The sequence below is a fragment of the Pseudomonas sp. HB05 genome (genome assembly GCF_016756915.1).
Taxonomy (GTDB): domain Bacteria; phylum Pseudomonadota; class Gammaproteobacteria; order Pseudomonadales; family Pseudomonadaceae; genus Aquipseudomonas; species Aquipseudomonas alvandae.
On record NZ_JAESPG010000027.1, the window covers coordinates 56148 to 80425 of the forward strand.

Below are 24278 nucleotides of genomic sequence, written 5' to 3' on the forward strand. Positions count from 1 at the left end.
GAGGGTGGCACATTCAACATCTCTGTTGCCTGATAGACCGCTATCGCGAGCAAGCTCGCGCCCACATGGGATCTGCTTCCCTATTCAGATCTGTGTGAATCAGATGAATCTTGTCACTCAGCCTTGCAACCACGCCCGATCAGATCATTGGTGGCGACCCAGTACACCAGGCCTTCCTCACCCTTGATGTGAAACGCCAGCATGTCATCGCTGTACAGCGAACCTTCGGCACCCGGTTCGAGCTTGAGACGATAGACCTTGTCGGCGCCGCCGAGGCGGACATCGACTGCCTTGCGTGCCGCATCGGTGTAACGCCAGAGCACCTTGGCTTCGCTGTCACATGTCCAACTCGTCCAGCCCTCTGCAACGGGTTCGGACGACTGCAGAAAACCCAGTTGCGAGCAACCGGCCAACAATGCCAACGCCATGACGGCGACAAAGCCTTTCATCCGTGTTCCTCGACGGGCGGCACAGGCCGCCCGCCATGAGTTAAAGAGTCTGACCCGTCAAGGGCAACCATGTTCCTTGACCGGCGCTTGCGTCTCGTATTTATCCAGGCCGTCCGGCCCGGAACGCTTGTTCAGCACCGGGTTGGTCTCGGCCTGCCAGTCAGCCTGGTAGCAACCATCCTCGGGCGTTGGCGCCGCATTGTCCGGCGCCGTCGCTTTAGGGCTGCTGGAACAGGCCGCCAGCAACGTCGCAGCCATCAGCACCATGAACGTCTTGACCATTGGAACACTCCTTTGCCTGGTCAACGCTGCCTCAGGCCTTGGCCCGGCTTTCCAGGACTTCCACGGCTGGCAACACTTTGCCCTCGACGAATTCAAGGAACGCGCCACCGCCGGTAGAAATGTAGGAGATCTGCTCAGCCACGCCATATTTATCGATGGCCGCCAGGGTATCGCCACCGCCGGCGATGGAAAACGCGGCGCTTTCAGCGATGGCTTGGGCCAGTACTTTTGTGCCGTTACCGAACTGGTCGAACTCGAACACGCCAACTGGACCGTTCCACAGGATGGTCTGGGAGGATTTCAGCAGTTCAGCGAAATTGGCCGCAGTTTGCGGGCCAATGTCGAGGATCATGTCGTCTTCGGCCACGTCGTCGATCAGCTTCACGGTGGCGGTGGCGCTTTCGGCAAATTCCTTGGCGACCACCACGTCCACCGGCAGCGGCACGCTGACCTTGGCGGCGATTTCACGGGCGGTGTCCAGCAGGTCCGGCTCGTACAGCGACTTGCCAACCGGATGGCCGGCCGCAGCGAGGAAGGTGTTGGCGATGCCGCCACCAACGATCAACTGGTTGCAGACTTGGCTCAGGCTGTTGAGTACGTCGAGCTTGGTCGACACCTTGGAACCGGCAACGATAGCGGCCATCGGCTGGGCCGGAGAACCCAGGGCCTTGCCCAGCGCATCGAGTTCGGCGGCCAGCAGCGGGCCAGCAGCAGCAACCTTGGCGAACTTCGCCACGCCATGGGTCGAGCCCTCGGCGCGGTGGGCGGTGCCGAAGGCGTCCATCACGAACACGTCGCACAGGGCGGCGTATTGCTGGGCCAGCTCGTCGGCGTTCTTTTTCTCGCCTTTGTTGAAGCGCACGTTTTCGAACAGCACGACGTCGCCAGCCTTGACGTCGACACCGCCCAGGTAATCGGCCACCAGCGGCACATCACGGCCCAGGGCCTTGCTCAGGTAATCGGCCACAGGCTTGAGGCTGTTTTCCGCCGAAAACTCGCCTTCGGTCGGACGGCCCAGGTGCGAGCAGACCATCACGGCCGCGCCTTTTTCCAGGGCCAGCTTGATGGTCGGCAGCGAGGCCAGGATGCGCGCGTCGCTGGTGACAACACCGTCCTTGACGGGGACGTTGAGGTCTTCGCGGATCAGTACGCGCTTACCTTGCAGATCGAGGTCGGACATCTTCAACACGGTCATGGGTCGCAATTCCTGGGTAACTGTTTAGAGAGCAGGTTTATTGGAAGCTGTTTGCAGGTAATGCTCGGCAACGTCCAGCATTCGATTGGCAAAACCCCATTCGTTGTCGAACCAGGCCAGGATATTCACAAGCCTCGGCCCGGAAACGCGGGTCTGGCTGGCATCGACGATGGCCGAATGCGGGTCGTGGTTGAAATCACAACTGGCGTGAGGCAACTCGGTGTAGGCCAGGAGGCCTTTGAGCGGGCCACTGGTGGCGGCTTCGCGCAGGATCCGGTTGACCTCGGTAGCGTCGGTATCGCTCACGGTCTGCATCGTGATATCGAGGCAGGACACGTTGACCGTCGGCACCCGCACGGCTTTGGCCTGAATTCGCCCGGCAAGTTCCGGCAACAGCCGTTCAATGCCACGCGCCAGACCAGTGGACACCGGAATCACCGATTGGAACGCCGAGCGGGTACGCCGCAGGTCCTCATGGTGATAGGCGTCGATCACCGGCTGGTCGTTCATTGCCGAGTGGATCGTGGTGATGGACACGTACTCCAGGCCAATGGCCTGGTCCAGCAGGCGCAACAGCGGCACGCCGCAGTTGGTGGTGCAGGACGCGTTGGACACCAGCAGCTCTTCACCGGTCAGGCAGTCCTGGTTCACGCCATAGACAATGGTGGCGTCGACGTCCGCCTCGCTGGCCATCGGCTGGGAAAACAGCACCCGTGGCGCGCCCGCGGCGATGAACCGCTGGCCATCGTCGCGAGTGTTGTAGGCGCCGGAGCATTCAAGCACCAGGTCGACGCCCAGGGACGCCCAATCGATGCCTTCGGGGGTGGCGCTGCGCAGGACCTTCACGCAGTCGCCATTGATATGCAGACAATCGCCCTCGACCCGCACTTCGCCGGGGAACCGGCCATGGGTGGAGTCAAAGCGTGTCAGGTATTCGATGCTGGCCATGTCGGCCAGATCATTGATGGCCACGATCTCGAACCCAGCCTTCGCCCCTCGCTCGAACAACGCACGCAAGACGCAACGACCAATGCGGCCGTAGCCGTTGAGTGCAACTTTGTAGGGACGCGGTTGGGGCATGGGGGTTCTCTGATCGGGTGAATCAGTTAAGACCAGCATTGTCTGCACCACCGCTATCGCGAGCAAGCTCGCTCCCACAGGGTCGGTGGAGATCCTTGTGGGAGCGAGCTCACTCGCGATGGCGTCAGCACAGACAACCTTTTACAGATCAGTCTTCCAGCAGCTCTTCAGCCTGCCCCAGGATGTTCTCCAGGGTGAAGCCGAATTCTTCGAACAACGCTGGCGCAGGAGCCGATTCGCCGTAGGTGGTCATGCCGATCACGCGACCTTCCAGGCCCACGTACTTGTACCAGTAATCGGCGTGAGCGGCTTCGATGGCGATGCGCGCGCTGACCTGCAGCGGCAACACCGCTTGCTTGTAGCCGGCGTCCTGGGCGTCGAAAACGCTGGTGCATGGCATGGACACCACGCGCACGTTGCGGCCCTGCTCGGTCAGCTTGTCGTAGGCCTGGACGGCCAGGCCGACTTCCGAACCGGTGGCGATCAGGATCAGTTCAGGCTCGCCGATGCAGTCCTTGAGCACATAGCCGCCACGGCTGATGTCGCCGATCTGGCCGGCATCGCGGGATTGGTGTTGCAGGTTCTGGCGAGAGAAGATCAGCGCCGATGGACCGTCGTTGCGCTCGATGGCGTACTTCCAGGCCACTGCCGACTCCACGGCGTCACATGGGCGCCAGGTGTCCAGGTTCGGCGTGCAGCGCAGGCTCGCCAGTTGCTCGATCGGCTGGTGAGTCGGGCCGTCTTCGCCCAGGCCGATGGAGTCGTGGGTGAACACGTACAGCACGCGCTTCTTCATCAGGGCCGACATGCGCACGGCGTTGCGGGCGTATTCCATGAACATCAGGAAGGTCGCGCCGTAAGGCACCAGGCCGCCGTGCAGGGCTACGCCGTTCATGATCGCACTCATGCCGAACTCGCGAACGCCGTAGTACATATAGTTGCCGCTGGCGTCTTCGGCCGTGACGCCTTTGCAACCTTTCCACAGGGTCAGGTTGGAGCCTGCCAGGTCGGCCGAACCGCCCAGCAGTTCCGGCAGCAGCGGGCCGAAGGCATTCAGGGTGTTCTGGCTGGCCTTGCGGCTGGCGATGGTTTCGCCCTTGGCGGCAACCTCGGCGATGTAGGCAGAGGCTTTCTCGGCGAAGTCGGCCGGCAGCTCGCCGCTGAGGCGACGGACCAGCTCGTTGGCCAGCTCAGGGAATTCAGCGGAGTAGGCAGCAAAGCGCTGGTCCCACTCGGCTTCGGCCGCGCGGCCTTTTTCCTTGGCGTCCCATTCGGCATAGATGTCGGCCGGGATTTCGAACGGACCGTGCTCCCACTTCAGCGCGGCACGGGTCAGGGCGATTTCCTCGGCACCCAATGGCGCGCCGTGGCAGTCTTCCTTGCCCTGCTTGTTCGGCGAACCAAAACCGATGGTGGTCTTGCAGCAGATCAGGGTTGGCTGAGCGCTCTTGCGAGCAGTCTCGATGGCGATCTTGATTTCTTCCGGGTCGTGACCGTCGACGTTGCGGATCACCAGCCAGTTGTAGGCTTCGAAGCGCTTGGGCGTGTCGTCGGTGAACCAGCCTTCGACTTCGCCGTCGATGGAGATGCCGTTGTCATCGTAGAAAGCAATCAGCTTGTCCAGGCCCAGGGTGCCGGCCAAAGACGCGACCTCATGGGAAATGCCTTCCATCATGCAGCCATCACCCAGGAAAACGTAGGTGTGGTGGTCGACAACGTTGTGGCCCGGGCGATTGAACTGCGCGGCCAGGACTTTTTCCGCCAGGGCGAAGCCCACGGCGTTGGCCAGGCCTTGGCCCAGCGGGCCGGTGGTGGTTTCCACGCCAGGGGTGTAGCCGTATTCCGGGTGGCCCGGGGTGCGGCTGTGCAGTTGGCGGAAGTTCTTCAGGTCATCGATCGACAGGTCATAACCGGTCAGGTGCAGCAACGAGTAGATCAACATCGAGCCGTGGCCGTTGGACAGCACGAAGCGGTCACGGTCGGCGAACGAAGGGTTGCTCGGGTTGTGCTTGAGGTAGTCGCGCCACAGCACCTCGGCGATATCCGCCATACCCATGGGGGCGCCGGGATGGCCGCTGTTGGCTTTTTGCACGGCATCCATGCTGAGGGCACGAATGGCATTGGCACGCTCACGACGGCTGGGCATCGCTGATCTCCTGGGTTTTGAATAACGAAACTGAAAAAAGGCGAGCATTTTCCCTCACCCACCCGCCCCGGGGCAATCAGATACTCGTCCAAAGGCGATATTTGCGGTGGATAAAGTCGCATTGGCCAGGTGAAACCTTTCCGCTGATGGTGGGTAGAGTCAAGCACGCACTTGGAAGTGCCATTTATCGAGCAATATCAAAACTTTTTGATATTGACCTTGCGATGCGCCAGACCCGTCACTAGACTGCCGACCTATGAATTTACGCGTGCCTTCCATTCGCCATGATGACAGCGATGAGCTGGCGGCCCTTTGCAAGGCCGGCGGCGATCCGTTGCGGCTGAATGTATTGCGCGCCTTGGCCAACGACTCGTTCGGCGTACTGGAACTGGCGCAGATCTTCGGCATCGGCCAATCCGGCATGAGTCATCACCTCAAGGTCCTGGCCCAGGCCGACCTGGTGGCGACACGTCGCGAAGGCAATGCGATTTTCTATCGGCGCGCCCTGCCCCACACCGAGCTGCTAGGTGGCAAGCTGCACGCCACGTTGCTCGAAGAAGTGGACGAGCTGGACCTGCCGATGGATGTGCGGGAGCGCATTGCCCAGGTCCACGGGCAACGCGCCGCCGCCAGCCAGGATTTTTTCGCACGGGTGGCGGAGAAATTTCGCGCCCAGCAGGATTTGATCGCCGGGCTGCCGCAATACCGTGACAGTGTGGTGGCGCTGCTCGATAAACTGAGTTTCGGACAGGCTGCCACGGCGATAGAAGTCGGTCCCGGCGACGGCGCTTTCCTGCCGGAACTGGCGCGACGCTTCAATCAGGTCACCGCGCTGGACAACAGCCCGGCGATGCTAGAACTGGCCCGCCAGGTGTGCGAACGCGAATCCCTGGCTAATGTCAGCCTGCAACTGGCCGATGCCCTGAACGGCGTCAGCCTGCGGGCCGATTGCGTGGTATTGAACATGGTGCTTCACCATTTTGCCGCACCGGCCGACGCGCTCAAGCACATGGCCAACCTGCTGCAACCGGGCGGTAGCCTGTTGGTGACAGAGTTATGCAGCCACAACCAGAGTTGGGCCAAGGAGGCCTGCGGAGATCTCTGGCTGGGGTTTGAACAGGACGATCTGGCCCGTTGGGCCACCGCTGCGGGCCTCGTGCCCGGGGAAAGCCTCTATGTAGGCTTACGTAATGGTTTCCAGATTCAGGTCCGCCATTTTCAGCGGCCGGCTGGCGACACTCACCATCGGTAACTTGTAGGAAAACATCGAGATGAGCGAATACTCCCTTTTCACCTCCGAGTCCGTGTCTGAAGGGCATCCGGACAAAATCGCCGACCAGATTTCTGATGCGGTGCTGGACGCCATCATTGCTGAAGACAAGTTCGCCCGCGTGGCGTGCGAGACTCTGGTGAAAACGGGCGTGGCGATCATCGCCGGCGAAGTCACCACCTCGGCCTGGGTCGACCTGGAACAGATCGTTCGCGACGTGATCCTCGGGATCGGCTACAACAGCTCCGACGTCGGCTTCGACGGCGCGACCTGCGGCGTGATGAACATCATCGGCAAGCAGTCCCCGGACATCAACCAGGGCGTTGACCGTGCCAAGCCGGAAGATCAGGGCGCTGGCGACCAAGGCCTGATGTTCGGCTACGCCAGCAACGAAACCGACGTGCTGATGCCAGCACCGATCACCTTCTCGCACCAGTTGGTCCAGCGCCAGGCCGAGGCCCGCAAATCCGGCCTGCTGCCTTGGCTGCGCCCGGACGCCAAGTCGCAAGTGACTTGCCGTTACGAAGGCGGCAAGGTCGTCGGCATCGACGCGGTCGTGCTGTCGACCCAACACAACCCGGAAGTGTCCTACAAAGATTTGCGCGAAGGCGTGATGGAGCTGATCGTCAAGCACGTGCTGCCTGCCGAACTGCTGTCCAAGGACACCCAGTTCCACATCAACCCGACTGGCCAGTTCATCATCGGCGGCCCAGTGGGCGACTGCGGCCTGACCGGTCGCAAGATCATCGTCGACAGCTACGGCGGCATGGCCCGTCACGGCGGCGGCGCGTTCTCCGGCAAGGATCCGTCCAAGGTTGACCGCTCGGCGGCGTACGCCGGTCGGTATGTCGCCAAGAACATCGTTGCCGCCGGCCTGGCCGAGCGCTGCGAGATCCAGGTTTCCTACGCCATCGGCGTCGCCCAGCCTACGTCCATCTCGCTGAATACCTTCGGCACCGGCAAGATTGGCGACGACAAGATCATCCAACTGGTGCGCGAAGTGTTCGACCTGCGTCCATATGCGATCACCACCATGCTCGACCTGCTGCACCCGATGTACCAGGACACCGCAGCCTACGGCCACTTCGGTCGCACGCCGCAGACCAAGACCGTGGGCGACGACACCTTCACCACGTTCACCTGGGAAAAAACCGACCGCGCCGACGCCCTGCGCGCCGCTGCTGGCCTGTAACACCGGCGTATAAAGAAAAGCCCCTGGCGACTCGGTCGCCAGGGGCTTTTTCATGCCCTGAAGATCACCACAAAGGCTTAGCGCAATATTCAAGCCCGCCGTGCCACCAGCAAAAACGCCGCACTGGCGAGCAGCCCCGCACACGCCCGATTGAACAAGCGCTTGCCGCTCGGCCGGGCAAACAATCGCCGCGCATAAATGCCCATGTAGCAATACAAGCCGATCGCCACGCATTCCAACGCCAGGAACAGCCCGCCCAATACGGCGAACTGCTGAGCGACAGTGCCAGTACGGTCAACGAACTGCGGCAGGAAAGCGGTGAACAACAGAATCGCCTTGGGATTGCCGATTGCCACCAGGAACTCCTGCCGCGCCAGGCTGGCCATGCTCATGGAAACGGTCGTCGCCTCGCCGCTGGCTTCAGGCTGCGCGCGCCACAACTGCACGGCGAGGTAGAAAAGATAACCGGCGCCCACAAGCTTGATGCCGAGGAACAATAGCTCCGAGGTGTGCAGCACCGCCGTCAGCCCCACCGCCGCCAGGGCAATCATGATGGCAAACGCCACCAAACGACCGATGCCGCCGCTGCACGCCTGGACAAAACCATAACGCGAGGCATTGCTGATCGACAGCAGGTTGTTCGGGCCCGGCGCCATGTTCAGCGCGAAGCAGGCCGGGATGAAGACAGCGAGGGTCGTCAGGTCCATCGGTTGCACTCCTGGCAGAGCGGATCAAGCGTCCATTCTGCACCACTCATCGATGGGTTCAAGGGACAGTTGCACAGCCAAAGCGGCCAGGATTGTACCTTCGGCACTTTGCCCCCAGGCTTCGCAAAACGCGGTAACGCTCTGGGTCTCGCAACTTTACGCACAGTGGCTAGCCTTCAGGAACTCAACCAAGCAAGGATGCTTCAATGCCACCGTTTTTTTATGCAATCGCCGGTCTTTTATTCATCGCCGTACCCGCAATGGCCACGCCTTGTCCCAACTGGCCCACGGAGCGTGCCCACGCCGAGGTCGCCGCCCTGCAAAAGCAAATCGACACGTGGGACGACAGCTATCACCGCCTCGGCCAATCCCAGGTGGCCGACGAACTCTACGATCAGTCCCGCACGCAGTTGAGCCAGTGGCGCAGTTGCTTCAGTCTTCCGGCAATCGATAATCCCCTGCGCTCAGCGGGCGGGACGGTGCGACACCCGGTCGTCCATACCGGCCTGGAGAAACTCAAGGATGCCGAAGCCGTCGGTGCTTGGCTGCACGGTCGCGAAGACGTCTGGGCCCAACCGAAAGTCGATGGCGTGGCGGTGACGCTGGTGTATCGAAAGGGCCAGCTGTATCAGGCGATCAGTCGCGGCGATGGCGTTCTGGGCCAGGACTGGACCGTTAACGCGCGAAAGATCCGCGCCATCCCCCAGCGACTGCGCCAGCCCCTGGACCTGGTCGTCCAGGGTGAGTTGTACTGGCGCCTGGAGACTCATGTCCAAGCCGACAGCGGCAGCGTGAATGCCCGCGCAACCATGGCGGGCCTGATGGCACGCACCAACCTGACGATACACGACGGGATCTATATAGGCCTGTTTGTCTGGGAATGGCCTGAAGGGCCCGACACCCTGAGCGAGCGGATGGCCGCGCTGGGTGAGCTGGGCTTCGCTGATTCCCTTGACTACAGCCAACCTGTCCGGGACCTGGCCGATGCCGAACGGTGGCGTAACCACTGGTATCGCACCCCGCTGCCATTCGCCAGCGACGGGATCGTTCTACGCCAGAGTCGCCGCCCTCCCGCCGACCGCTGGCAGGCCCGGACGCCGTTCTGGAGCGTCGCCTGGAAATACCCGTACGCCCAAGCCATGGCTGAAGTCCGCAAGGTCAACTTCAAGATCGGTCGCACGGGACGCATCACCCCGTACTGGAACTTGAACGCATCCGGCTTGACGACCGATGGATTCGCCGGGTGAGCGTCAGCTCCCTCCAGCGCTGGGAAGAGATGGACATTCGCCCCGGCGATCGGGTCGCCATCAGCCTGGCCGGCCTGACCATTCCGCGCCTCGATGAGGTCGTGCTTCGCAGCCTCGAACGCCAGGAAGTCAACCCACCTGCGGCAGCCGACCATCATTTCCTGAGTTGCTGGCAACCGACGCCCGGCTGCGAAAGCCAATTCCTCGCGCGCCTGGACTGGCTCAGCGGCAAGAATGGCCTCGCCCTGCCCCACGTCGGCCCCGGCACGTGGAAAAAGCTACTGGCCGCCGGTCAACTCGACGGATTGCTGGATTGGTTGACCCTCGATGCCGCCGAGCTTGCTACCATTGCCGGCTTCGGCGAACGCAAAAGTGCCCGTCTGCTTGCCAGCCTCGACAGCGCCCGGCAGCGGCCCTTTCGTCAATGGCTCAAGGCCCTTGGCTTGCCGCCCACTGCAAATGCGCGGCTGGACGGACCGTGGCAAGCGCTGGCCGAACGCAGCACTGAACAATGGCAAGTCGAAGCCGGCATCGGGCCGGGACGCGCCGCGCAACTGAGCGCTTTTTTTCGCGACCCGCAGGTGCTGGCCTTGAGTGAGATATTACGCACCGCCGGGGTCGATGGTTTTTAATCCGCCCCCCACGGTTGAACCCAAGGGGCGACTACGCGTTCCAACTGCACACCTGTACCGACCGCCCGCGAGTTTTTATGGAGTTGTTATGAATTTCCTGCCTCCTGTTGCCCTGCTGGTGCTATGCAGCGCCATGGCCACCTTTTCATTGGCGGACGAGCAAACCCCGGAGCTCACCGGTTGCGCAGCCAAACGCCAAGGCATCATCAATCAGATCGAACTGGCCAAGTCTCGGGGCAACCAGGACCAGCAGGCGGGCCTCGAAACGGCGCTGGACGAAGTCACGACCCATTGTACGGATGCCTCCCTGCGCAAGGAGCGGGAGAACAAAGTGCTCGAAGCCAAGCATGAAGTCAGTCGTCGCCAGGCCGATCTGGACAAGGCCATGAAAAAAGGCGACGCGGAAAGGATCAACAAACGCAAGGACAAATTGGCAGCGTCCCGCAAGGAATTGCAGGAAGCGGTGGATGAGTTGGATAAGTAGGTTCTAGCTGCAAGTTTCCAGCGGCAAGCTGCAAGTTCAAAGCGCCACACTTGCAGCTTTCAGCTTGACGCTTGCAACTGCTTCACAATCAATGATCCCGAAACTCTTTATGGCAGGCACTGCACGCATCTTCGACCTTCTGCACCGCTGGCCCCAGGTTGCTGGCTCGGTAGGGCTGGACCTTGCTGACAATCACCAATTCACCAGTGGCGGCTTCCAGGCTGCGGGCAAGCTCCTGGAAGCGCGCCTGTTTTTTCCAGACCTCATCCGTGGCGCTGGTATGGTCTTGCTCACGTACTGGCGGAAAATGCTTCCAAGGCTCGTGGGACAGCTGATCCAGCTTTACCGCACCCTCGGCAAAACGCGCGCCATCGAACGGGACGCGGCCGCGCAGCATGCCGCCCAAGTCTTCATTGGTCTTGAGCATCTGTTTGAAGATCGCCTTGCGCTGGCCCAGGGGAGAGTTGGGATCGACACCGCCACAAGCGGATAGCAGCAGGCAGGCCAGTACGGTCATGGACAATCGTTTTACGAACATTTCGGCCTCGGGACAGGAAACGGCCGTCAGTATCCTCGGGTCATTGGCAAAGGCCAATGGCCCTATCAACAATAGGGGTTGTCGAGCGCCTGAAAACGCTGGATGACCGCAAAGGAAATTTCATGAACAGCCGCATCAAGCCCTGGCACAAAGGCCTGGCATTGACCCTACCGCTGATGGCATTACTGACTGGCTGCAATCGCGGCGAAAAAGTCGAAGAGCCCCAGACGCACGCCGTCGCGACGTATGCCAGTGCCACTTGGGAAGCGCTGCCAGCGGTATCCGATGAGGACCTGCTGGCCGGCTTCGGTGCCTGGCGCAGCGCTTGCACCCGACTCAAGGCGGACGCAACCTGGGGCCCAACCTGCGCGGCTGCCGCCAATGTGCCGCAGACCGCAAAGGCCGTGCGCAATTTCTTGAAGCAGAACCTGGACGTCTTTGGCCTGCGCTCGGGCGATAACAGCCCCAATGGCCTGATTACCGGCTACTACGAACCGGTCTACCCTGGCAGTCTCACCCAGACCGCGAAGGCGAATATTCCGGTCTATGGCGTACCGGACGACATGATTATCGTGTCCCTGGACAGCATTTATCCTGAGCTGAAGGGCAAACGCCTGCGCGGGCGCCTCGAAGGCCGGGTGCTCAAGCCTTACGACGATGCCGCCGCCATCGAAACCAAGGGCGTGAAGGCGCCGGTTATCGCCTGGCTGACGGACCCGATGAACCTGCAATTCCTGCAGATCCAGGGTTCGGGACGCATTCGGCTTGATGACGGCCGCCAGGTGCGCATCGGCTATGCCGACCAGAACGGCCACCCGTATCGACCCATTGGCCGCTGGTTGGTTGAGCAGGGAGAGCTGAAAAAGGAAGACGTGACCATGGGCACCATCAGCGCCTGGGCCAAGGCCAACCCCCACCGCATTCCTGAATTGCTGGGCAGCAACCCCAGCTATGTGTTCTTCAACCGCAACCCCGACAGCAACGAAGGCCCGCGAGGCTCGTTGAACGTCCCGCTCACCGCCGGCTACAGCGTAGCGGTAGATCGCAAGGTCATTCCGTTGGGCAGCCTGTTGTGGCTGTCCACCACACGCCCCGACGGCAGCGCCTTGAACCGCCCCGTCGCCGCCCAGGATACGGGCGGGGCCATTGCCGGTGAAGTGCGGGCCGACTTGTTCTGGGGCACGGGCGAAACGGCCGGGCAACTGGCGGGGGACATGAAGCAACAAGGCCAGATCTGGATGCTCTGGCCCAAGGGCATGGCGTTGCCCCAGGTGCCGCAGGTGGCGAATGCGGTGACCGCAGCCCCCTAGGAATGTGTTGACTGTGCGGGCCATTTCGCGAGCAGGCTCGCTCCCACAATGGGTTTCGATGAATACAGATTTTTGTGCATACACTCGATCCAATGTGGGAGCTAACCTGCTCGCGGAGAGGCCAGCACCGGCGCGTTCATTCAAATACCAGGCTCAGACCGAAACAAAGAAGAAACTCAGCACCAACCCCACCCCCACGAACCACACCAGCGAACGCAGGACCGCCCAGTCGGCCAGGTAGCAAATGATGTAGAGCAGGCGGCTGGTGATGAACAGCACGGCCAGCACGTTGATAGTCACCAACTCGGCATTGCCGGCCAGATGCGCGACGATCACCGCCGCTGCGAAAAAAGGTGTGATCTCGAAGCTGTTCAGTTGCGCGGCGTATGCACGCCGGGGAGCGCCCTCGAGCGAGTCCAGGAAATCCCGCGGATCGTAGTTATCCCGTAGCCTGAACCGCCCGCCCGCCTTGGCGATCGCCACACACAGGTAAGGCAGCAGAAAGGCAATCAACACACACCACAGCGCAACCGTCATGACGCAGTTCCTTCTTTGAATTTATGGGAAATCGAGAGTCGGCCATTGTTTAGAATTTCATGACCAGCATGCCAACCAGCACCAGCCCGCAGGCTAAGAGTCGCGGCCGGCCGAAAGGTTCTTTCAGGTAGCGCATGCCGAAGAGCACCACCAGGATCACGCTGATCTCCCGCAGCGCCGCGGCTTCGGCGATCGAGCCCAATTGCATCGCCCATAGCACCAGAGCGTAGCTGAACAATACGCAGAACCCGACCGCCAGCCCCAAGCGCCATTGTTCACGCCAGAACAGCATGAACGCCGGTCGTTTGCCGACCAGCGCCAACAGAGGAAACGGCCAGGCACTGAGCAGCGTGATCCAGACCAGGTAATCCAGCGGATGAGGCCAGCGGCGCAGGGCCTGGCCATCGATGAAGGTGTAGCCGCCGATGCACAGGCCGATCAGCGCGACCACCGGCAGCATCGACCAGGGCAACCGCTCGCCACCACCGCCCTGCCACAACAGGCACAGCATGCCGAACGGTATCAGCAGGATGCCGATGATCTGTTGCGTCGTCAGGACTTCACCGGCAAACATCAGCGTCAGGGCCAGCACCACGAGCGGAGAGAGGCCGCGCATCAAGGGATAGACCAGCCCCAGGTCACCGACCCGATAAGCCTGGATCAGCAAATAGCGATACAACAGCTCGAATGCAGCCGACGCCAGGATCCATGGCCAGATTTCCAGCGGCGGCCATTCCACGAAGCCCACCGCCAATGCCCCGAACAGCAACGCGACAGTGTCCATGCACGCCACCACCAACAACCGCTCGCCACTGAACTTGATCAGCGTATTCCATGCCGCATGCAACAGCGCCGCGACCAATACCAACACCGTTGCCAGCACGGCACGCTCCTTGATTCCGCCCGTAGAATTGACTCGCGATCCTTCAACAGCTGTTTATACTGCACGCAACCACGCCGCACTTCAGTTGCGCATAGATCAATACCAATAATTCTGCCTGCCGCCCGTTCGATCGAACCAAGGCGCCGGCATGCGTATGCCTGATCCGAGCGTCAAGACTACAGACAGAGACCTTGCGCATGCCACTTGCTTTGCTTGCTTTGGCCGTCGCCGCTTTCGGCATCGGCACGACTGAATTCGTCATCATGGGGCTGCTGCCCGATGTCGCCCGTGACCTGGCCGTGAGCATTCCCCAGGCCGGGTTGCTGATCACCGGTTATGCCCTGGGGGTGGTATTTGGCGCACCGATCCTGGCGATCGGCACCGCGAACATGCCGCGCAAGGCCACGTTGCTGGGCATGACACTGATGTTCATCCTCGGCAATGTGCTGTGTGCCCTGGCCCCGAACTACACCACGCTGATGGCCGCCCGGGTGATTACCGCTCTGTGCCACGGAGCTTTTTTTGGTATCGGCTCGGTGGTGGCGGCCGGGTTGGTGGCGCCGAACAAACGGGCCCAGGCCATCGCGATGATGTTTACCGGCCTGACCTTGGCGAACGTCCTGGGTGTTCCCTTGGGCACGGCGCTGGGCCAATACGCGGGTTGGCGGGCGACGTTCTGGGCGGTTTCGGTGATTGGCATCATTGCCGCCGTTGCCCAATGGGTCTGGCTGCCCAGGGAAATCCCCATGGACAAGGCCAACCTCGCCAGCGAATTCAAGGTACTCGGCAAGGTCAATGTGCTGCTGGCGCTGGGCATGAGCGTGCTGGCCTCCACCAGTCTGTTCAGCGTGTTCACCTACATCGCGCCGATCCTGCAGGACATCACCGGGGTCAGTCCCCACGGCGTCACCGTCATGCTGCTGTTGTTCGGCGTTGGCCTGACGGCGGGCAGTTTCCTCGGCGGACGCCTGGCCGACCGGCGCCTGCTACCGTCCCTGGTGGGCATGGCGCTGGCCGTGGTGCTGGTGCTTGCCGCGTTCAGCCAGACCAGTCAATCGGTGATTCCGGCGGCGATTACTCTGGTGCTGTGGGGCATCTTTGCCTTCGCGCTGTGCCCGATCCTGCAACTGCTGATCATTGACCAGGCCCACGAGGCACCGAATCTCGGCTCGACCCTGAACCAGAGCGCCTTCAACCTCGGCAATGCCGCCGGCGCCTGGATCGGCGGGCTGGTCGTCGCCAGCGGTGCCAACCTTGCCGATCTGCCGTGGACCGGCGCGCTGGTGGGCGGGCTCACCGTACTGGCAGCGCTCTACTTTATTTATCGCCAGCGTCGTCAGGGCGCCGTGGCAGGCTTTGCCGACTGAGGGGCGTATTGGTCTCGCTGCGCACCTGCGCATGGCTGATCAGCGCGAAGATGAAACTGCCACCGATGATGTTCCCCGCCAGGGTGGGCGCGGCGAACACCATCCAGAAATCTTCCCAGGACAACTGGCCAGCGAATACCAGATACGACACCTCGGCTGAACCGACCACGATGTGGGTGAAATCCCCGAGCGCCATCAAGTAGGTGATCAACACGATGATCAACATCTTGGCGCTTTCCATGGACGGAATCATCCACACCATGGTGGCAATCATCCAACCGGAAATGATGCCCTTGGCGAACATCTGGCCGCTGTCGTTCTCCATGACCTTGCGCCCGATATCCAGGAACGCCAAGTCGGTGCGCTGATCGAAAATCGGCAGGTGCAGCATCACGTAGGCCACCAGCAACGTACCGCACAGGTTGCCCACCAGCACCACGCCCCATAACCGGAACAATCGACCGAAATTGCCCAAGGTTGGCTTGCTCATGATGGGCAGCACAGCGGTCAGGGTGTTTTCGGTAAACAATTGCTGACGCGCCAGGATCACCGCCAGGAAGCCCGCGCAGTAGCCAAAACTGGCGATCACCTTGAAGCCGTCGTGGTCGGGCAGCCTGGAGTTGAGCAGTCCCATCGCCATCAGCGACAATCCCATGGTCAATCCCGCCGCCAGGGCCGACCACCACAGTGCCGCGACGCTGCGCTCCAGCTCCTGGTTGCCCTGGGTGCGAATGATCTCGTGCAGAACCGCCGCCCGCGGCGGCTGGTTGCGGTCGACCTCGTGCTGTTCCTCTGCCGAGAGGTCAGGGGTCTTGCCGTCTTCGTGAGTGTCCATACAGCTCCTGAACCGGTGGCGTGATGTACCTACGACACACGGCATCCGGAGCTGTTCAGTGATGCCGGCAAATCACAGGCGCCTGCAGAACCGCCTTCGCGAGCAGGCTCGCCCCCACAGAGTCTCCGTTGGCGTTCAATGCGGGCGAACCTGCTCGCGAGGAGGGGCGCGCCGCCGACGTCACTCGACGGTATCGTCCTTGAACTGATCCTTGACGTACTTGATCTCGGTCCTGCCGTGAGGGGCCGGCAGGCCGTCTTCGCCGAGATTGACGAAGACCATTTTCTCCACCGTCAGGATGCTCTTGCGGGTGATCTTGTTGCGCACTTCGCACGTCAGGGTGATGGAGGTGCGACCGAACTCGGTGGCGGTGATGCCCAGTTCGATGATGTCGCCCTGGCGCGAAGCACTGACAAAATTGATTTCGGAAATGTACTTGGTGACCACGCGCTGGTTACCCAGCTGGACGATGGCATAGATGGCCGCCTCTTCGTCGATCCAGCGCAACAAGCTGCCACCGAACAGCGTGCCATTGGGGTTGAGGTCTTCGGGCTTGACCCATTTGCGGGTATGGAAATTCATGATCACTCCTGGACGTCTGGCCGATGAATGCCCGCATCATGGCAGACGAGGCGCGCGGGCTCTACGTCGCCGCCCCTATAACGATCATCGGCAATTTCGATTTGCCGACAGAAACCCTTTGGAAGATCCGATTAGGCCGTTATAATCGCCCCCGTTTCATCGGCCCACGCTTTGGGCCGCTCCCGCCACCTGTCCGAGGGGCGCTGCAGCAGGCTCGACCTGTCAGGCTCGGATGGGGCGTTGCCCGTACGGGGCTCCTCGTACAGGCACTAAACGCACAACGGCGCCCATTCGCATACATTACGAATGGAGGCTCTTCATGAGCGCTGTTATCACGCCTGCCGCTTTTACCGACTACAAAGTCGCCGACATGTCCCTGGCTGCCTGGGGCCGTCGCGAAATCATCATCGCCGAATCCGAAATGCCAGCCCTGATGGGCCTGCGTCGCAAATACTCTGGCGAACAGCCATTGAAAGGCGCAAAAATCCTCGGCTGCATCCACATGACCATCCAGACCGCCGTGCTGATCGAAACCCTGGTTGCCCTGGGTGCCGAAGTGCGCTGGTCTTCCTGCAACATCTTCTCGACCCAGGACCAGGCCGCTGCCGCCATCGCCGCCGCCGGCATCCCGGTGTTCGCCTGGAAAGGCGAGACCGAGCAAGAGTACGAGTGGTGCCTGGAGCAGACCATCCTCAAGGATGGCCAGCCATGGGACACCAACATGATCCTCGACGACGGCGGCGACCTGACCGAGCTGCTGCACAAGAAATACCCGGCCGTACTGGACAAGGTCCACGGCGTGACCGAAGAAACCACCACCGGCGTACACCGTCTGCTGGACATGCTGGCCAAGGGCGAGCTGAAGATCCCGGCCATCAACGTCAACGACTCGGTGACCAAGAGCAAGAACGACAACAAATACGGCTGCCGTCACAGCCTCAACGACGCCATCAAGCGCGGCACCGACCACCTGTTGTCGGGCAAGCAAGCGCTGGTGATCGGCTACGGTGACGTGGGCAAGGGTTCGGCCCAGTCCCTGCGCCAGGAAGGCATGATCGTCAAGGTGTCCGAAGTCGACCCGATCTGCGCCATGCAAGCCTGCATGGACGGTTTCGAGCTGGTTTCGCCGTTCATCGACGGGATCAACGACGGCACCGAGGCCAGCATCGACAAGGCCCTGCTGGGCAAGATCGACCTGATCGTGACCACCACCGGCAACGTCAATGTCTGCGACGCCAACATGCTCAAGGCCCTGAAAAAGCGCGCCGTGGTCTGCAACATTGGTCACTTCGACAATGAAATCGACACCGCTTTCATGCGCAAGAACTGGGCATGGGAAGAAGTGAAGCCACAGGTCCACAAGGTTCACCGCACCGGCGCTGGCAGCTTCGACCCACAGAACGATGACTACCTGATCCTGCTGGCCGAAGGCCGCCTGGTTAACCTGGGCAACGCCACCGGTCACCCAAGCCGCATCATGGACGGTTCGTTCGCCAACCAGGTCCTGGCCCAGATCTTCCTGTTCGGCCAGAAATACGCCGACCTGTCGCCAGCCCAGAAGGCCGAGCGCCTGACCGTGGAAGTACTGCCGAAGAAACTCGACGAAGAAGTGGCCCTGGAAATGGTCCGCGGTTTCGGCGGCGTGGTCACCAAGCTGACCAAGCAACAGGCTGACTATATCGGCGTCACCGTCGAAGGCCCGTTCAAGCCGCACGCTTATCGCTACTGATCGGTGCTATTGCCTGCTCTCCTTGTGGGAGCGGGCTTGCTCGCGAAATAGGTTCATCATTCAACATTGATGCGCCTGACACTCCGCCTTCGCGGGCAAGCCCGCTCCCACATTGTGCTGCGCAAGGTCTCCAAGCCCACGAGTTTCCAAGGATATGACCATGTCCCAAGACCGTCGCTACAGCTTCGAGTTCTTCCCGACGAAGACCGATGCTGGGCATGAAAAGCTGATCGCCACTGCTCGCCAGTTGGCAAGCTACAACCCTGATTTTTTCTCCTGCACCTACGGCGCCGGCGGTTCGACCCGTGACCGTACGCTGAATACCGTGCTGCAGCTCGAAAGCGAAGTCAAAGTCCCTGCCGCACCGCACTTGTCCTGCGTGGGTGACAGCAAGGACGACCTGCGCAGCCTGCTGACCCAATACAAGGCCGCAGGGATCAAGCGCATCGTAGCCCTGCGCGGCGACCTGCCCTCGGGCATGGGCATGGCCAGCGGCGAGCTGCGCCACGCCAATGAACTGGTTGAGTTCATTCGCGAAGAAACCGGCGAGCACTTCCACATTGAAATCGCCGCCTATCCGGAGATGCACCCCCAGGCGCGCAATTTCGAAGACGATTTGCGCAACTTCGTGCGCAAGGCCAACGCTGGCGCCAGCAGCGCAATCACCCAGTACTTCTTCAACGCCGACAGCTATTTCTATTTCGTCGAGCGCGTTCGCCAGATGGGTGTCGAGATTCCGGTAGTGCCGGGAATCATGCCGATCACCAACTACAGCAAGCTCGCACGCTTCTCTGACGCCTGCGGCGCGGAGATCCCCCGCTGGATCCGCAAGCAACTGGAAGCCTACGGCGACGACACCGCCAGCATCCAGCGCTTCGGTGAAGAGGTCATCACGCAGATGTGTGAACGCTTGCTACAGGGCGGCGCACCGGGGCTGCACTTCTATACCCTGAACCAGGCAGAGCCTAGCCTCGCGGTGTGGAACAATCTCAAGCTGCCGCGTTAAAGCCAACTTGATGTGTACGCAAAGGCCCTGGCACAACCAGGGCCTTTTTTGATCCCGTCCAAGCAAAGCCCCAGCCCGCGTGCCAGAGCGCTCTAGCTATTTGACAGGCTCTCGTCGTAACCTCCGGTCATGCCTGTAATCGCCCGTTTAACGACACTTCTTCTCTTGTGCCTGAGCTTCGCTGCCCAGGCCGAGAAATTGCGCATTGTCACCGAACCCTGGGCACCCTATGTCTACGAGGAAAACGGCAAGATCCTCGGCTTGGACTATGAAACAACAGCCATCGTCTTCAAGCGCCTGGGCATCGACGTCGAATGGCAGTTGCTGCCCTGGAAGCGCTGCCTGGCGATGCTGGAACAGGGGTTGGCGGACGGTGCGCTGGACATCTTCCACAGCGACGAGCGCGACGCCCTGCTGCTTTACCCCAGCGAACCGCTGTCGGACGTCGAGTTTGTGATGTTCTATGCCAACGCCCGGCCTCATCCATTCCGTACGCTCGATGAACTCGATGGACTGACCGTGGGGACCTCGCCAGGCTATCTGTATAGCCAGGCCTTCAGGGAATCGTCCCGGTTCAAACGGGAGACTGCGCCCACTCACGAAGCCAACTTCGGCAAATTGCAATTGGGTCGGATCGACCTGCTCATTACCGACCGCCGGGTGGGCCGGCATGTGCTCAAGGCGCTGCAACTGGGCGACCAGATCACGGAGAACCCTTTGGTCGTCAGCCGTCAAAGCCAATACCTGGCGGTACGGCGCAAGGCCGGCATGGATTTGCTCGTGCAACGCTTCGGCGCTGAACTCAAGCGTTTCAAGCATGAGCCGGCCTACGCCGAACTGAGTGCCCGATATGGCGCAGGCTCCAGTGCCAACGTTGCGCCGCGCGACACCGTGCCACGCTGAAATACGCCGTTGAGCAGCAGGAAAGCAGCGCACGGCGATTGCTCTGTTATACTCCGGCCTTCCCGCCAGGCTCACGCCCGGACGCCCGGTCTTGCAAAAGGCATCCCGACACCGCTACAGCGCAGCTTCCAGCCCGCGCGAGCCCTGTCCGGACCCGCCTTTCAGACCCGGCAGGACCGGACGGGATGAGGTCTTCGATCGACCATCATTCGCGCCAGGCAAGACTATCCCATTGGGCCAGGCCCTCACTAAAAACAGGATTACTCATGTCCTTTGCTTCCCTCGGTCTCTCCGAGGCTTTAGTCGGCGCCATCGAAGCCGCCGGCTACACCCAGCCTACCCCGGTGCAACAGCGGGCCATTCCCGCCGTGTTGCAAGGTCGCGACCTGATGGTCGCCGCACAGACAGGTACGGGCAAGACCGGCGGTTTCGCCCTTCCGATCCTGGAACGGTTGTTCCCGAACGGTCACCCGGACAAATCCCAGCGTCATGGCCCGCGCCAACCGCGCGTACTGGTCCTGACGCCTACCCGCGAACTGGCGGCCCAGGTCCACGAGAGCTTCAAGGTCTACGCTCGCGACCTGAAATTCGTCAGTGCCTGCATTTTTGGCGGTGTCGGCATGAACCCGCAGGTCCAGGCCATGGCGCGCGGCGTCGACGTGCTGGTGGCCTGCCCCGGTCGCCTGCTGGACCTCGCCGGCCAGGGCAGCGTCGATCTGTCCCACGTGGAAATCCTCGTGCTGGACGAAGCCGACCGTATGCTCGACATGGGTTTTGTCCATGATGTGAAGAAAGTCCTGGCCCGCCTTCCAGCCAAGCGCCAGAACCTGCTGTTTTCGGCGACCTTCTCCAAGGACATCACCGACCTGGCCGGTAAGCTGTTGCACAACCCGGAACGCATCGAAGTCACGCCGCCGAACACCACGGTCGAGCGCATTGAACAACGCGTATTCCGCCTTCCAGCCAGCCACAAGCGTGCCCTGCTGGCGCACCTGATCACCACCGGCGCCTGGGAACAGGTCCTGGTTTTCACCCGCACCAAGCATGGCGCCAATCGCCTGGCCGAATACCTCGACAAACACGGCCTGCCCGCCGTCGCGATCCATGGCAACAAGAGCCAGAACGCTCGTACCAAGGCCCTGGCCGACTTCAAGGCCGGCGAAGTGCGCATCCTGGTGGCCACCGACATCGCCGCACGCGGCCTGGACATCGATCAGTTGCCTCACGTCGTCAACTTCGAGTTGCCCAACGTCGATGAAGACTATGTGCACCGTATCGGCCGTACTGGCCGGGCCGGTCGTTCGGGCGAAGCGATTTCCCTGGTCGCGCCGGACGAGGAAAAGCTGCTCAAGAGCATTGAGCGCATGACCAAGCAGAAGATTCCCGACGGCGACCTGATGGGCTTCGATGCCAGCACGATCGAGGCCGAGAAGCCTGAAGTGCGCGAGCGTCCGGACGTCCGCAACCCGCGTAACCCAAGAGGCCCGCGTGGCGATGGCCCGAATGGCAGCGGTGGCGGTCGCAAGGACAAAGGAAAAGACAAGGGCAAGGAAAAGCCGGCCAGCAACGGTCGCGGCGAACGCCCGGCCCGCGAACAGAAACCCCGCGAGGGCTCCCCGGCCCGCGAACAGAAACCCCGCGAGGGCTCCCCGGCCCGTGAGCAGCAGCGCCCGGCACCTCGCGCCGCATCTGATCGCGCCCCAGACGAGTTCCTGGACGACGATATCGACAATTTCGGCAACCGCGTCGACTACGTACCCCAGCAGAAACCGGCCGCAGGCCGCGGTCGCCGCCCAGGCGCCCCGGCACAAGGCGCAGGTTCAGGCGCACCGCGCAATGGCCAGCCCCAAGGGCGCCAGAACGGACCGCGCAACAGCAATGGTTCGTCCACCGGCACCCCACCGGCCAAGCGCAACGGCCCGCGCAACGGTGCGCCACGTGACGGCCAGGCCCGTCGTGAAGACTCCCGTCCACGACGCCCAGCCCGTGGCGACGACCAGGCTCGCCAGGAGCCCGCGGTGCAGAACCCGCGTGGCAACCAGCCGAAAATCATCCACAAGGAATCGAAAACCGATCGTTTCCCGACGCCTGAACAGCTGGATCAACTGCCAAGCCGTCCGCGTGGCGAAAAACCGGCCTTGCTGACACGCAATCGCTGAGTTTTCCCAAGCCATGAAAAATGCCCCGGGTCTCGCGACCCGGGGCATTTTTTTTGGCCCGACACACTTCCAAATGTGGGAGCGAGCTTGCTCGCGATGGCGGCAGTCCTGTCACATTAAGGTTGGCTGATGCACCGCTATCGCGAGCAAGCTCGCTCCCACAGGGTCCTTTGTATCACCCGGAACCCGGTGCAATAAAAAACGCCCCTGGCCGCAAGACCAGGGGCGTTTTTTCGTCAGACGCGAACGTTACTTCGCTTTGACACCCTCAAACGAGATGTACAGCTCAACGGCGTCGGATTGCGGACCCAGGTCCATCATTTTTCCGAAGTCGGAACGCTTGATGGTGGTGGTGCCCTCAAAGCCAGCGCGGTAGCCGCCCCATGGATCCTTGCCCTCACCCAGGAATGTCGCTTTCACCACGATTGGCTTGGTGACGCCGTGCAAGGTCAGATCACCCGTCACGTCGGCAGTGTCCTTGCCGTCGGCGTTTTTACCAGTGGGCTTGACGCCGGTGGATACGAATTTGGCGTCAGCGTATTTGGCCACTTCCAGGAAGTCTTTGCTGGCAATGTGTTTGTCGCGCTCGGCGTGGTTAGTGAAAACACTGGCGGTACGAACGTTGAACTCGATCTTGCTGGCTTCAGGCTTGGCGGCGTCGAAGCTGAACTTGCCGTCGATGTCCTTGAAGGTACCGGTGATGTAGCTATAGCCCAGGTGGCTGATCTTGAAATCAACGAAGGCGTGCTGGCCTTCCTTGTCGACCACATAGTCGGCAGCCATGGCCTGGCCGGCGGACAGCAGGGCAGAACCGATTGCCAGGGCGGCGAGCGTCTTTTTCAACATGCTTTCTATTCCTTTGGAGTCGAGGTTGAACATCAGGCTTGGCGCCCCAGCATGCGCTTGAGGGTCGCGTCACGGTCGATAAAGTGGTGTTTCAATGCTGCCAACGCATGGAGGCCGGAAAAAATTACCAGCGCCCATGCGAGGTACAGGTGGATCTGGCCGGCGACGTCTGCCTGGTCGGGCAGTCCGGACACCAGCGCGGGCACTTCAAACAGACCAAACACCGAGATCCCGACACCGTCTGCGGTGGAAATCAGGTAGCCGGCGATCATCACGGCAAACAGCCCGAGATACAGTGCGCTATGGCCAACCTTGGCGCCTACGCGGGTGAGACGACCATAGGTTTCCAGGGTCGGTGGCGGTGGGCTGACAAAACGCCAGAGCACTCGCAGCACCATCACCGCCAACAGCACCAGGCCGATGCTCTTGTGCAGCTCCGGCGCGTCTTTGCGCCAGGAACTGTAGTAATCCAGCCCGACCATCCACAGGCCCAGCGCAAACAACCCGTACACCGCCAGGGCAACGGCCCAATGCGAAACGATGCTGACCCAGCCATAGCGAGAAGAAGAGTTGCGTAGCTGCATTGCTCATATCCTGTAAAAACTTCGACCAAGACTAGCGAGTTATCTATCGATTTAAAGCGGAAATTTTCGCTTTGAAATATCGAGAAATACGATCATCAGTCTGGGAGGGGTGCGTTAAGGAAAGATTAAAGCGGATGCGTTGCGTGGTGGCGAGGGGAAGCGGGCATGGATCCCGCACGGTGGAAGGGGCTCATCGCGAATGCTGTTCATTTTGAGGGCTTCGGTAAACCCGTGGCGAGGGAGCTTGCTCCCTCGCCACGGGGCCATCGTTTCTCTTGAATGAACCCGAATAAAAAAACGCGGCCCACGGGCCGC

At 61.4% G+C, this 24278-nt stretch carries 21 protein-coding genes, 2 pseudogenes and 1 riboswitch; of the genes and pseudogenes, 10 read left to right on the plus strand and 13 right to left on the minus strand.

Annotated elements, in window-relative coordinates; translation table 11 throughout:
* Positions 1 to 113: 113 nt before the first annotated feature.
* The 5 genes from JMN22_RS21455 to tkt all read right to left on the minus strand — a co-directional run bounded on the left by JMN22_RS21455 (position 114) and on the right by tkt (position 5152).
* Entirely contained in the window at positions 114 to 449 is a 336-nt protein-coding gene (locus tag JMN22_RS21455) for an MliC family protein (RefSeq protein WP_198796855.1), read from the minus strand.
* Between the two features lie 57 nt (positions 450 to 506).
* Positions 507 to 731 carry a hypothetical protein gene (locus JMN22_RS21460; RefSeq protein ID WP_030137855.1) on the minus strand — a complete coding sequence of 75 codons (225 nt, stop codon included), beginning with the start codon at positions 729 to 731 and terminating at the stop codon, positions 507 to 509.
* A 31-nt stretch (positions 732 to 762) separates the two neighbouring features.
* The gene (locus JMN22_RS21465; protein WP_198796856.1) at positions 763 to 1926 is read right to left on the minus strand and encodes a phosphoglycerate kinase; all 1164 of its coding nucleotides are present in this window, start codon (positions 1924 to 1926) and stop codon (positions 763 to 765) included.
* 24 nt (positions 1927 to 1950) lie between these two features.
* Entirely contained in the window at positions 1951 to 3006 is a 1056-nt protein-coding gene (gene epd, locus JMN22_RS21470; RefSeq protein WP_030137857.1) for an erythrose-4-phosphate dehydrogenase, read from the minus strand.
* Between the two features lie 148 nt (positions 3007 to 3154).
* On the minus strand, positions 3155 to 5152 hold the full coding sequence (tkt, locus tag JMN22_RS21475; protein WP_030137858.1) for a transketolase: 1998 nt from the start codon (positions 5150 to 5152) through the stop codon (positions 3155 to 3157).
* Between the two features lie 256 nt (positions 5153 to 5408).
* Here tkt and JMN22_RS21480 point away from each other — a divergent pair, with 256 nt between their 5' ends.
* Positions 5409 to 6404: an ArsR/SmtB family transcription factor gene (locus JMN22_RS21480; protein ID WP_030137859.1), complete on the plus strand. Its 996-nt coding sequence runs from the start codon at positions 5409 to 5411 to the stop codon at positions 6402 to 6404.
* A 19-nt stretch (positions 6405 to 6423) separates the two neighbouring features.
* Complete coding sequence (metK, locus tag JMN22_RS21485; protein WP_030137860.1) at positions 6424 to 7614, plus strand: methionine adenosyltransferase; 1191 nt, start codon at positions 6424 to 6426, stop codon at positions 7612 to 7614.
* An 89-nt stretch (positions 7615 to 7703) separates the two neighbouring features.
* Here the strand turns inward: metK and JMN22_RS21490 are convergent, their stop codons facing one another.
* A complete protein-coding gene (locus tag JMN22_RS21490; protein ID WP_198796857.1) occupies positions 7704 to 8321 on the minus strand; it encodes a LysE family translocator in 618 nt (205 codons plus the stop codon).
* A 206-nt stretch (positions 8322 to 8527) separates the two neighbouring features.
* Here JMN22_RS21490 and ligB point away from each other — a divergent pair.
* Together ligB and JMN22_RS21500 are read left to right on the plus strand one after the other, a co-directional pair.
* Positions 8528 to 10200 (plus strand): annotated as a pseudogene (gene ligB, locus JMN22_RS21495) (NAD-dependent DNA ligase LigB).
* A gap of 88 nt (positions 10201 to 10288) precedes the next feature.
* Complete coding sequence (locus tag JMN22_RS21500) at positions 10289 to 10684, plus strand: DUF1090 domain-containing protein (RefSeq protein WP_030137863.1); 396 nt, start codon at positions 10289 to 10291, stop codon at positions 10682 to 10684.
* 88 nt (positions 10685 to 10772) lie between these two features.
* Here JMN22_RS21500 and JMN22_RS21505 read toward each other — a convergent pair whose 3' ends face one another.
* Entirely contained in the window at positions 10773 to 11222 is a 450-nt protein-coding gene (locus tag JMN22_RS21505) for a c-type cytochrome (protein ID WP_198796858.1), read from the minus strand.
* A 122-nt stretch (positions 11223 to 11344) separates the two neighbouring features.
* Between JMN22_RS21505 and mltA the strand changes: the two genes are divergently transcribed.
* On the plus strand, positions 11345 to 12532 hold the full coding sequence (mltA, locus tag JMN22_RS21510; RefSeq protein ID WP_198796859.1) for a murein transglycosylase A: 1188 nt from the start codon (positions 11345 to 11347) through the stop codon (positions 12530 to 12532).
* A 153-nt stretch (positions 12533 to 12685) separates the two neighbouring features.
* On the opposite strand, the gene JMN22_RS21515 is transcribed toward mltA, so the two are convergent.
* On the minus strand, positions 12686 to 13069 hold the full coding sequence (locus tag JMN22_RS21515) for an MAPEG family protein (protein ID WP_030137866.1): 384 nt from the start codon (positions 13067 to 13069) through the stop codon (positions 12686 to 12688).
* Between the two features lie 49 nt (positions 13070 to 13118).
* Complete coding sequence (locus JMN22_RS21520; protein WP_030137867.1) at positions 13119 to 13952, minus strand: EamA family transporter; 834 nt, start codon at positions 13950 to 13952, stop codon at positions 13119 to 13121.
* Between the two features lie 197 nt (positions 13953 to 14149).
* Between JMN22_RS21520 and JMN22_RS21525 the strand changes: the two genes are divergently transcribed.
* Complete coding sequence (locus JMN22_RS21525) at positions 14150 to 15319, plus strand: MFS transporter (RefSeq protein WP_030137868.1); 1170 nt, start codon at positions 14150 to 14152, stop codon at positions 15317 to 15319.
* On the opposite strand, the gene JMN22_RS21530 is transcribed toward JMN22_RS21525, so the two are convergent.
* Both JMN22_RS21530 and JMN22_RS21535 read right to left on the minus strand, forming a co-directional pair.
* On the minus strand, positions 15270 to 16154 hold the full coding sequence (locus JMN22_RS21530) for a formate/nitrite transporter family protein (RefSeq protein ID WP_030137869.1): 885 nt from the start codon (positions 16152 to 16154) through the stop codon (positions 15270 to 15272). The genes JMN22_RS21525 and JMN22_RS21530 overlap by 50 nt on opposite strands.
* Before the next feature lie 180 nt (positions 16155 to 16334).
* Positions 16335 to 16736, minus strand: a complete 402-nt coding sequence (locus JMN22_RS21535; RefSeq protein WP_030137870.1) for an acyl-CoA thioesterase — start codon at positions 16734 to 16736, stop codon at positions 16335 to 16337.
* A gap of 189 nt (positions 16737 to 16925) precedes the next feature.
* Positions 16926 to 17032, plus strand: a riboswitch (S-adenosyl-L-homocysteine riboswitch).
* Positions 17033 to 17055: 23 nt separating this feature from the next.
* Here JMN22_RS21535 and ahcY point away from each other — a divergent pair.
* From ahcY to JMN22_RS21555, 4 genes and pseudogenes are all read left to right on the plus strand, one after another.
* Entirely contained in the window at positions 17056 to 18465 is a 1410-nt protein-coding gene (ahcY, locus tag JMN22_RS21540; RefSeq protein ID WP_030137871.1) for an adenosylhomocysteinase, read from the plus strand.
* A gap of 160 nt (positions 18466 to 18625) precedes the next feature.
* Positions 18626 to 19471, plus strand: coding sequence for a methylenetetrahydrofolate reductase [NAD(P)H] (gene metF, locus JMN22_RS21545; RefSeq protein ID WP_030137872.1), 846 nt, complete (start codon positions 18626 to 18628; stop codon positions 19469 to 19471).
* Between the two features lie 129 nt (positions 19472 to 19600).
* A pseudogene (locus JMN22_RS21550) lies at positions 19601 to 20409 on the plus strand (substrate-binding periplasmic protein); the annotation flags it as partial.
* A 231-nt stretch (positions 20410 to 20640) separates the two neighbouring features.
* Complete coding sequence (locus JMN22_RS21555) at positions 20641 to 22533, plus strand: DEAD/DEAH box helicase (RefSeq protein ID WP_198796860.1); 1893 nt, start codon at positions 20641 to 20643, stop codon at positions 22531 to 22533.
* A gap of 249 nt (positions 22534 to 22782) precedes the next feature.
* Here the strand turns inward: JMN22_RS21555 and JMN22_RS21560 are convergent, their stop codons facing one another.
* Together JMN22_RS21560 and JMN22_RS21565 are read right to left on the minus strand one after the other, a co-directional pair.
* A complete protein-coding gene (locus JMN22_RS21560; RefSeq protein WP_030137875.1) occupies positions 22783 to 23379 on the minus strand; it encodes a YceI family protein in 597 nt (198 codons plus the stop codon).
* A gap of 32 nt (positions 23380 to 23411) precedes the next feature.
* The gene (locus JMN22_RS21565; protein ID WP_030137876.1) at positions 23412 to 23963 is read right to left on the minus strand and encodes a cytochrome b; all 552 of its coding nucleotides are present in this window, start codon (positions 23961 to 23963) and stop codon (positions 23412 to 23414) included.
* Between the last annotated feature and the right edge of the window lie 315 nt (positions 23964 to 24278).

Excerpts from the sequence above, each read along its gene's own strand:
- JMN22_RS21455 (WP_198796855.1), bottom strand. The coding sequence starts at position 449 with ATGAAAGGCTTTGTCGCCGTCATGGCGTTGGCATTGTTGGCCGGTTGC.
- JMN22_RS21460 (WP_030137855.1), bottom strand. The coding sequence starts at position 731 with ATGGTCAAGACGTTCATGGTGCTGATGGCTGCGACGTTGCTGGCGGCC.
- JMN22_RS21465 (WP_198796856.1), bottom strand. The coding sequence starts at position 1,926 with ATGACCGTGTTGAAGATGTCCGACCTCGATCTGCAAGGTAAGCGCGTA.
- epd (WP_030137857.1), bottom strand. The coding sequence starts at position 3,006 with ATGCCCCAACCGCGTCCCTACAAAGTTGCACTCAACGGCTACGGCCGC.
- tkt (WP_030137858.1), bottom strand. The coding sequence starts at position 5,152 with ATGCCCAGCCGTCGTGAGCGTGCCAATGCCATTCGTGCCCTCAGCATG.
- JMN22_RS21480 (WP_030137859.1), top strand. The coding sequence starts at position 5,409 with ATGAATTTACGCGTGCCTTCCATTCGCCATGATGACAGCGATGAGCTG.
- metK (WP_030137860.1), top strand. The coding sequence starts at position 6,424 with ATGAGCGAATACTCCCTTTTCACCTCCGAGTCCGTGTCTGAAGGGCAT.
- JMN22_RS21490 (WP_198796857.1), bottom strand. The coding sequence starts at position 8,321 with ATGGACCTGACGACCCTCGCTGTCTTCATCCCGGCCTGCTTCGCGCTG.
- JMN22_RS21500 (WP_030137863.1), top strand. The coding sequence starts at position 10,289 with ATGAATTTCCTGCCTCCTGTTGCCCTGCTGGTGCTATGCAGCGCCATG.
- JMN22_RS21505 (WP_198796858.1), bottom strand. The coding sequence starts at position 11,222 with ATGTTCGTAAAACGATTGTCCATGACCGTACTGGCCTGCCTGCTGCTA.
- mltA (WP_198796859.1), top strand. The coding sequence starts at position 11,345 with ATGAACAGCCGCATCAAGCCCTGGCACAAAGGCCTGGCATTGACCCTA.
- JMN22_RS21515 (WP_030137866.1), bottom strand. The coding sequence starts at position 13,069 with ATGACGGTTGCGCTGTGGTGTGTGTTGATTGCCTTTCTGCTGCCTTAC.
- JMN22_RS21525 (WP_030137868.1), top strand. The coding sequence starts at position 14,150 with ATGCCACTTGCTTTGCTTGCTTTGGCCGTCGCCGCTTTCGGCATCGGC.
- JMN22_RS21530 (WP_030137869.1), bottom strand. The coding sequence starts at position 16,154 with ATGGACACTCACGAAGACGGCAAGACCCCTGACCTCTCGGCAGAGGAA.
- JMN22_RS21535 (WP_030137870.1), bottom strand. The coding sequence starts at position 16,736 with ATGAATTTCCATACCCGCAAATGGGTCAAGCCCGAAGACCTCAACCCC.
- ahcY (WP_030137871.1), top strand. The coding sequence starts at position 17,056 with ATGAGCGCTGTTATCACGCCTGCCGCTTTTACCGACTACAAAGTCGCC.
- metF (WP_030137872.1), top strand. The coding sequence starts at position 18,626 with ATGTCCCAAGACCGTCGCTACAGCTTCGAGTTCTTCCCGACGAAGACC.
- JMN22_RS21555 (WP_198796860.1), top strand. The coding sequence starts at position 20,641 with ATGTCCTTTGCTTCCCTCGGTCTCTCCGAGGCTTTAGTCGGCGCCATC.
- JMN22_RS21560 (WP_030137875.1), bottom strand. The coding sequence starts at position 23,379 with ATGTTGAAAAAGACGCTCGCCGCCCTGGCAATCGGTTCTGCCCTGCTG.
- JMN22_RS21565 (WP_030137876.1), bottom strand. The coding sequence starts at position 23,963 with ATGCAGCTACGCAACTCTTCTTCTCGCTATGGCTGGGTCAGCATCGTT.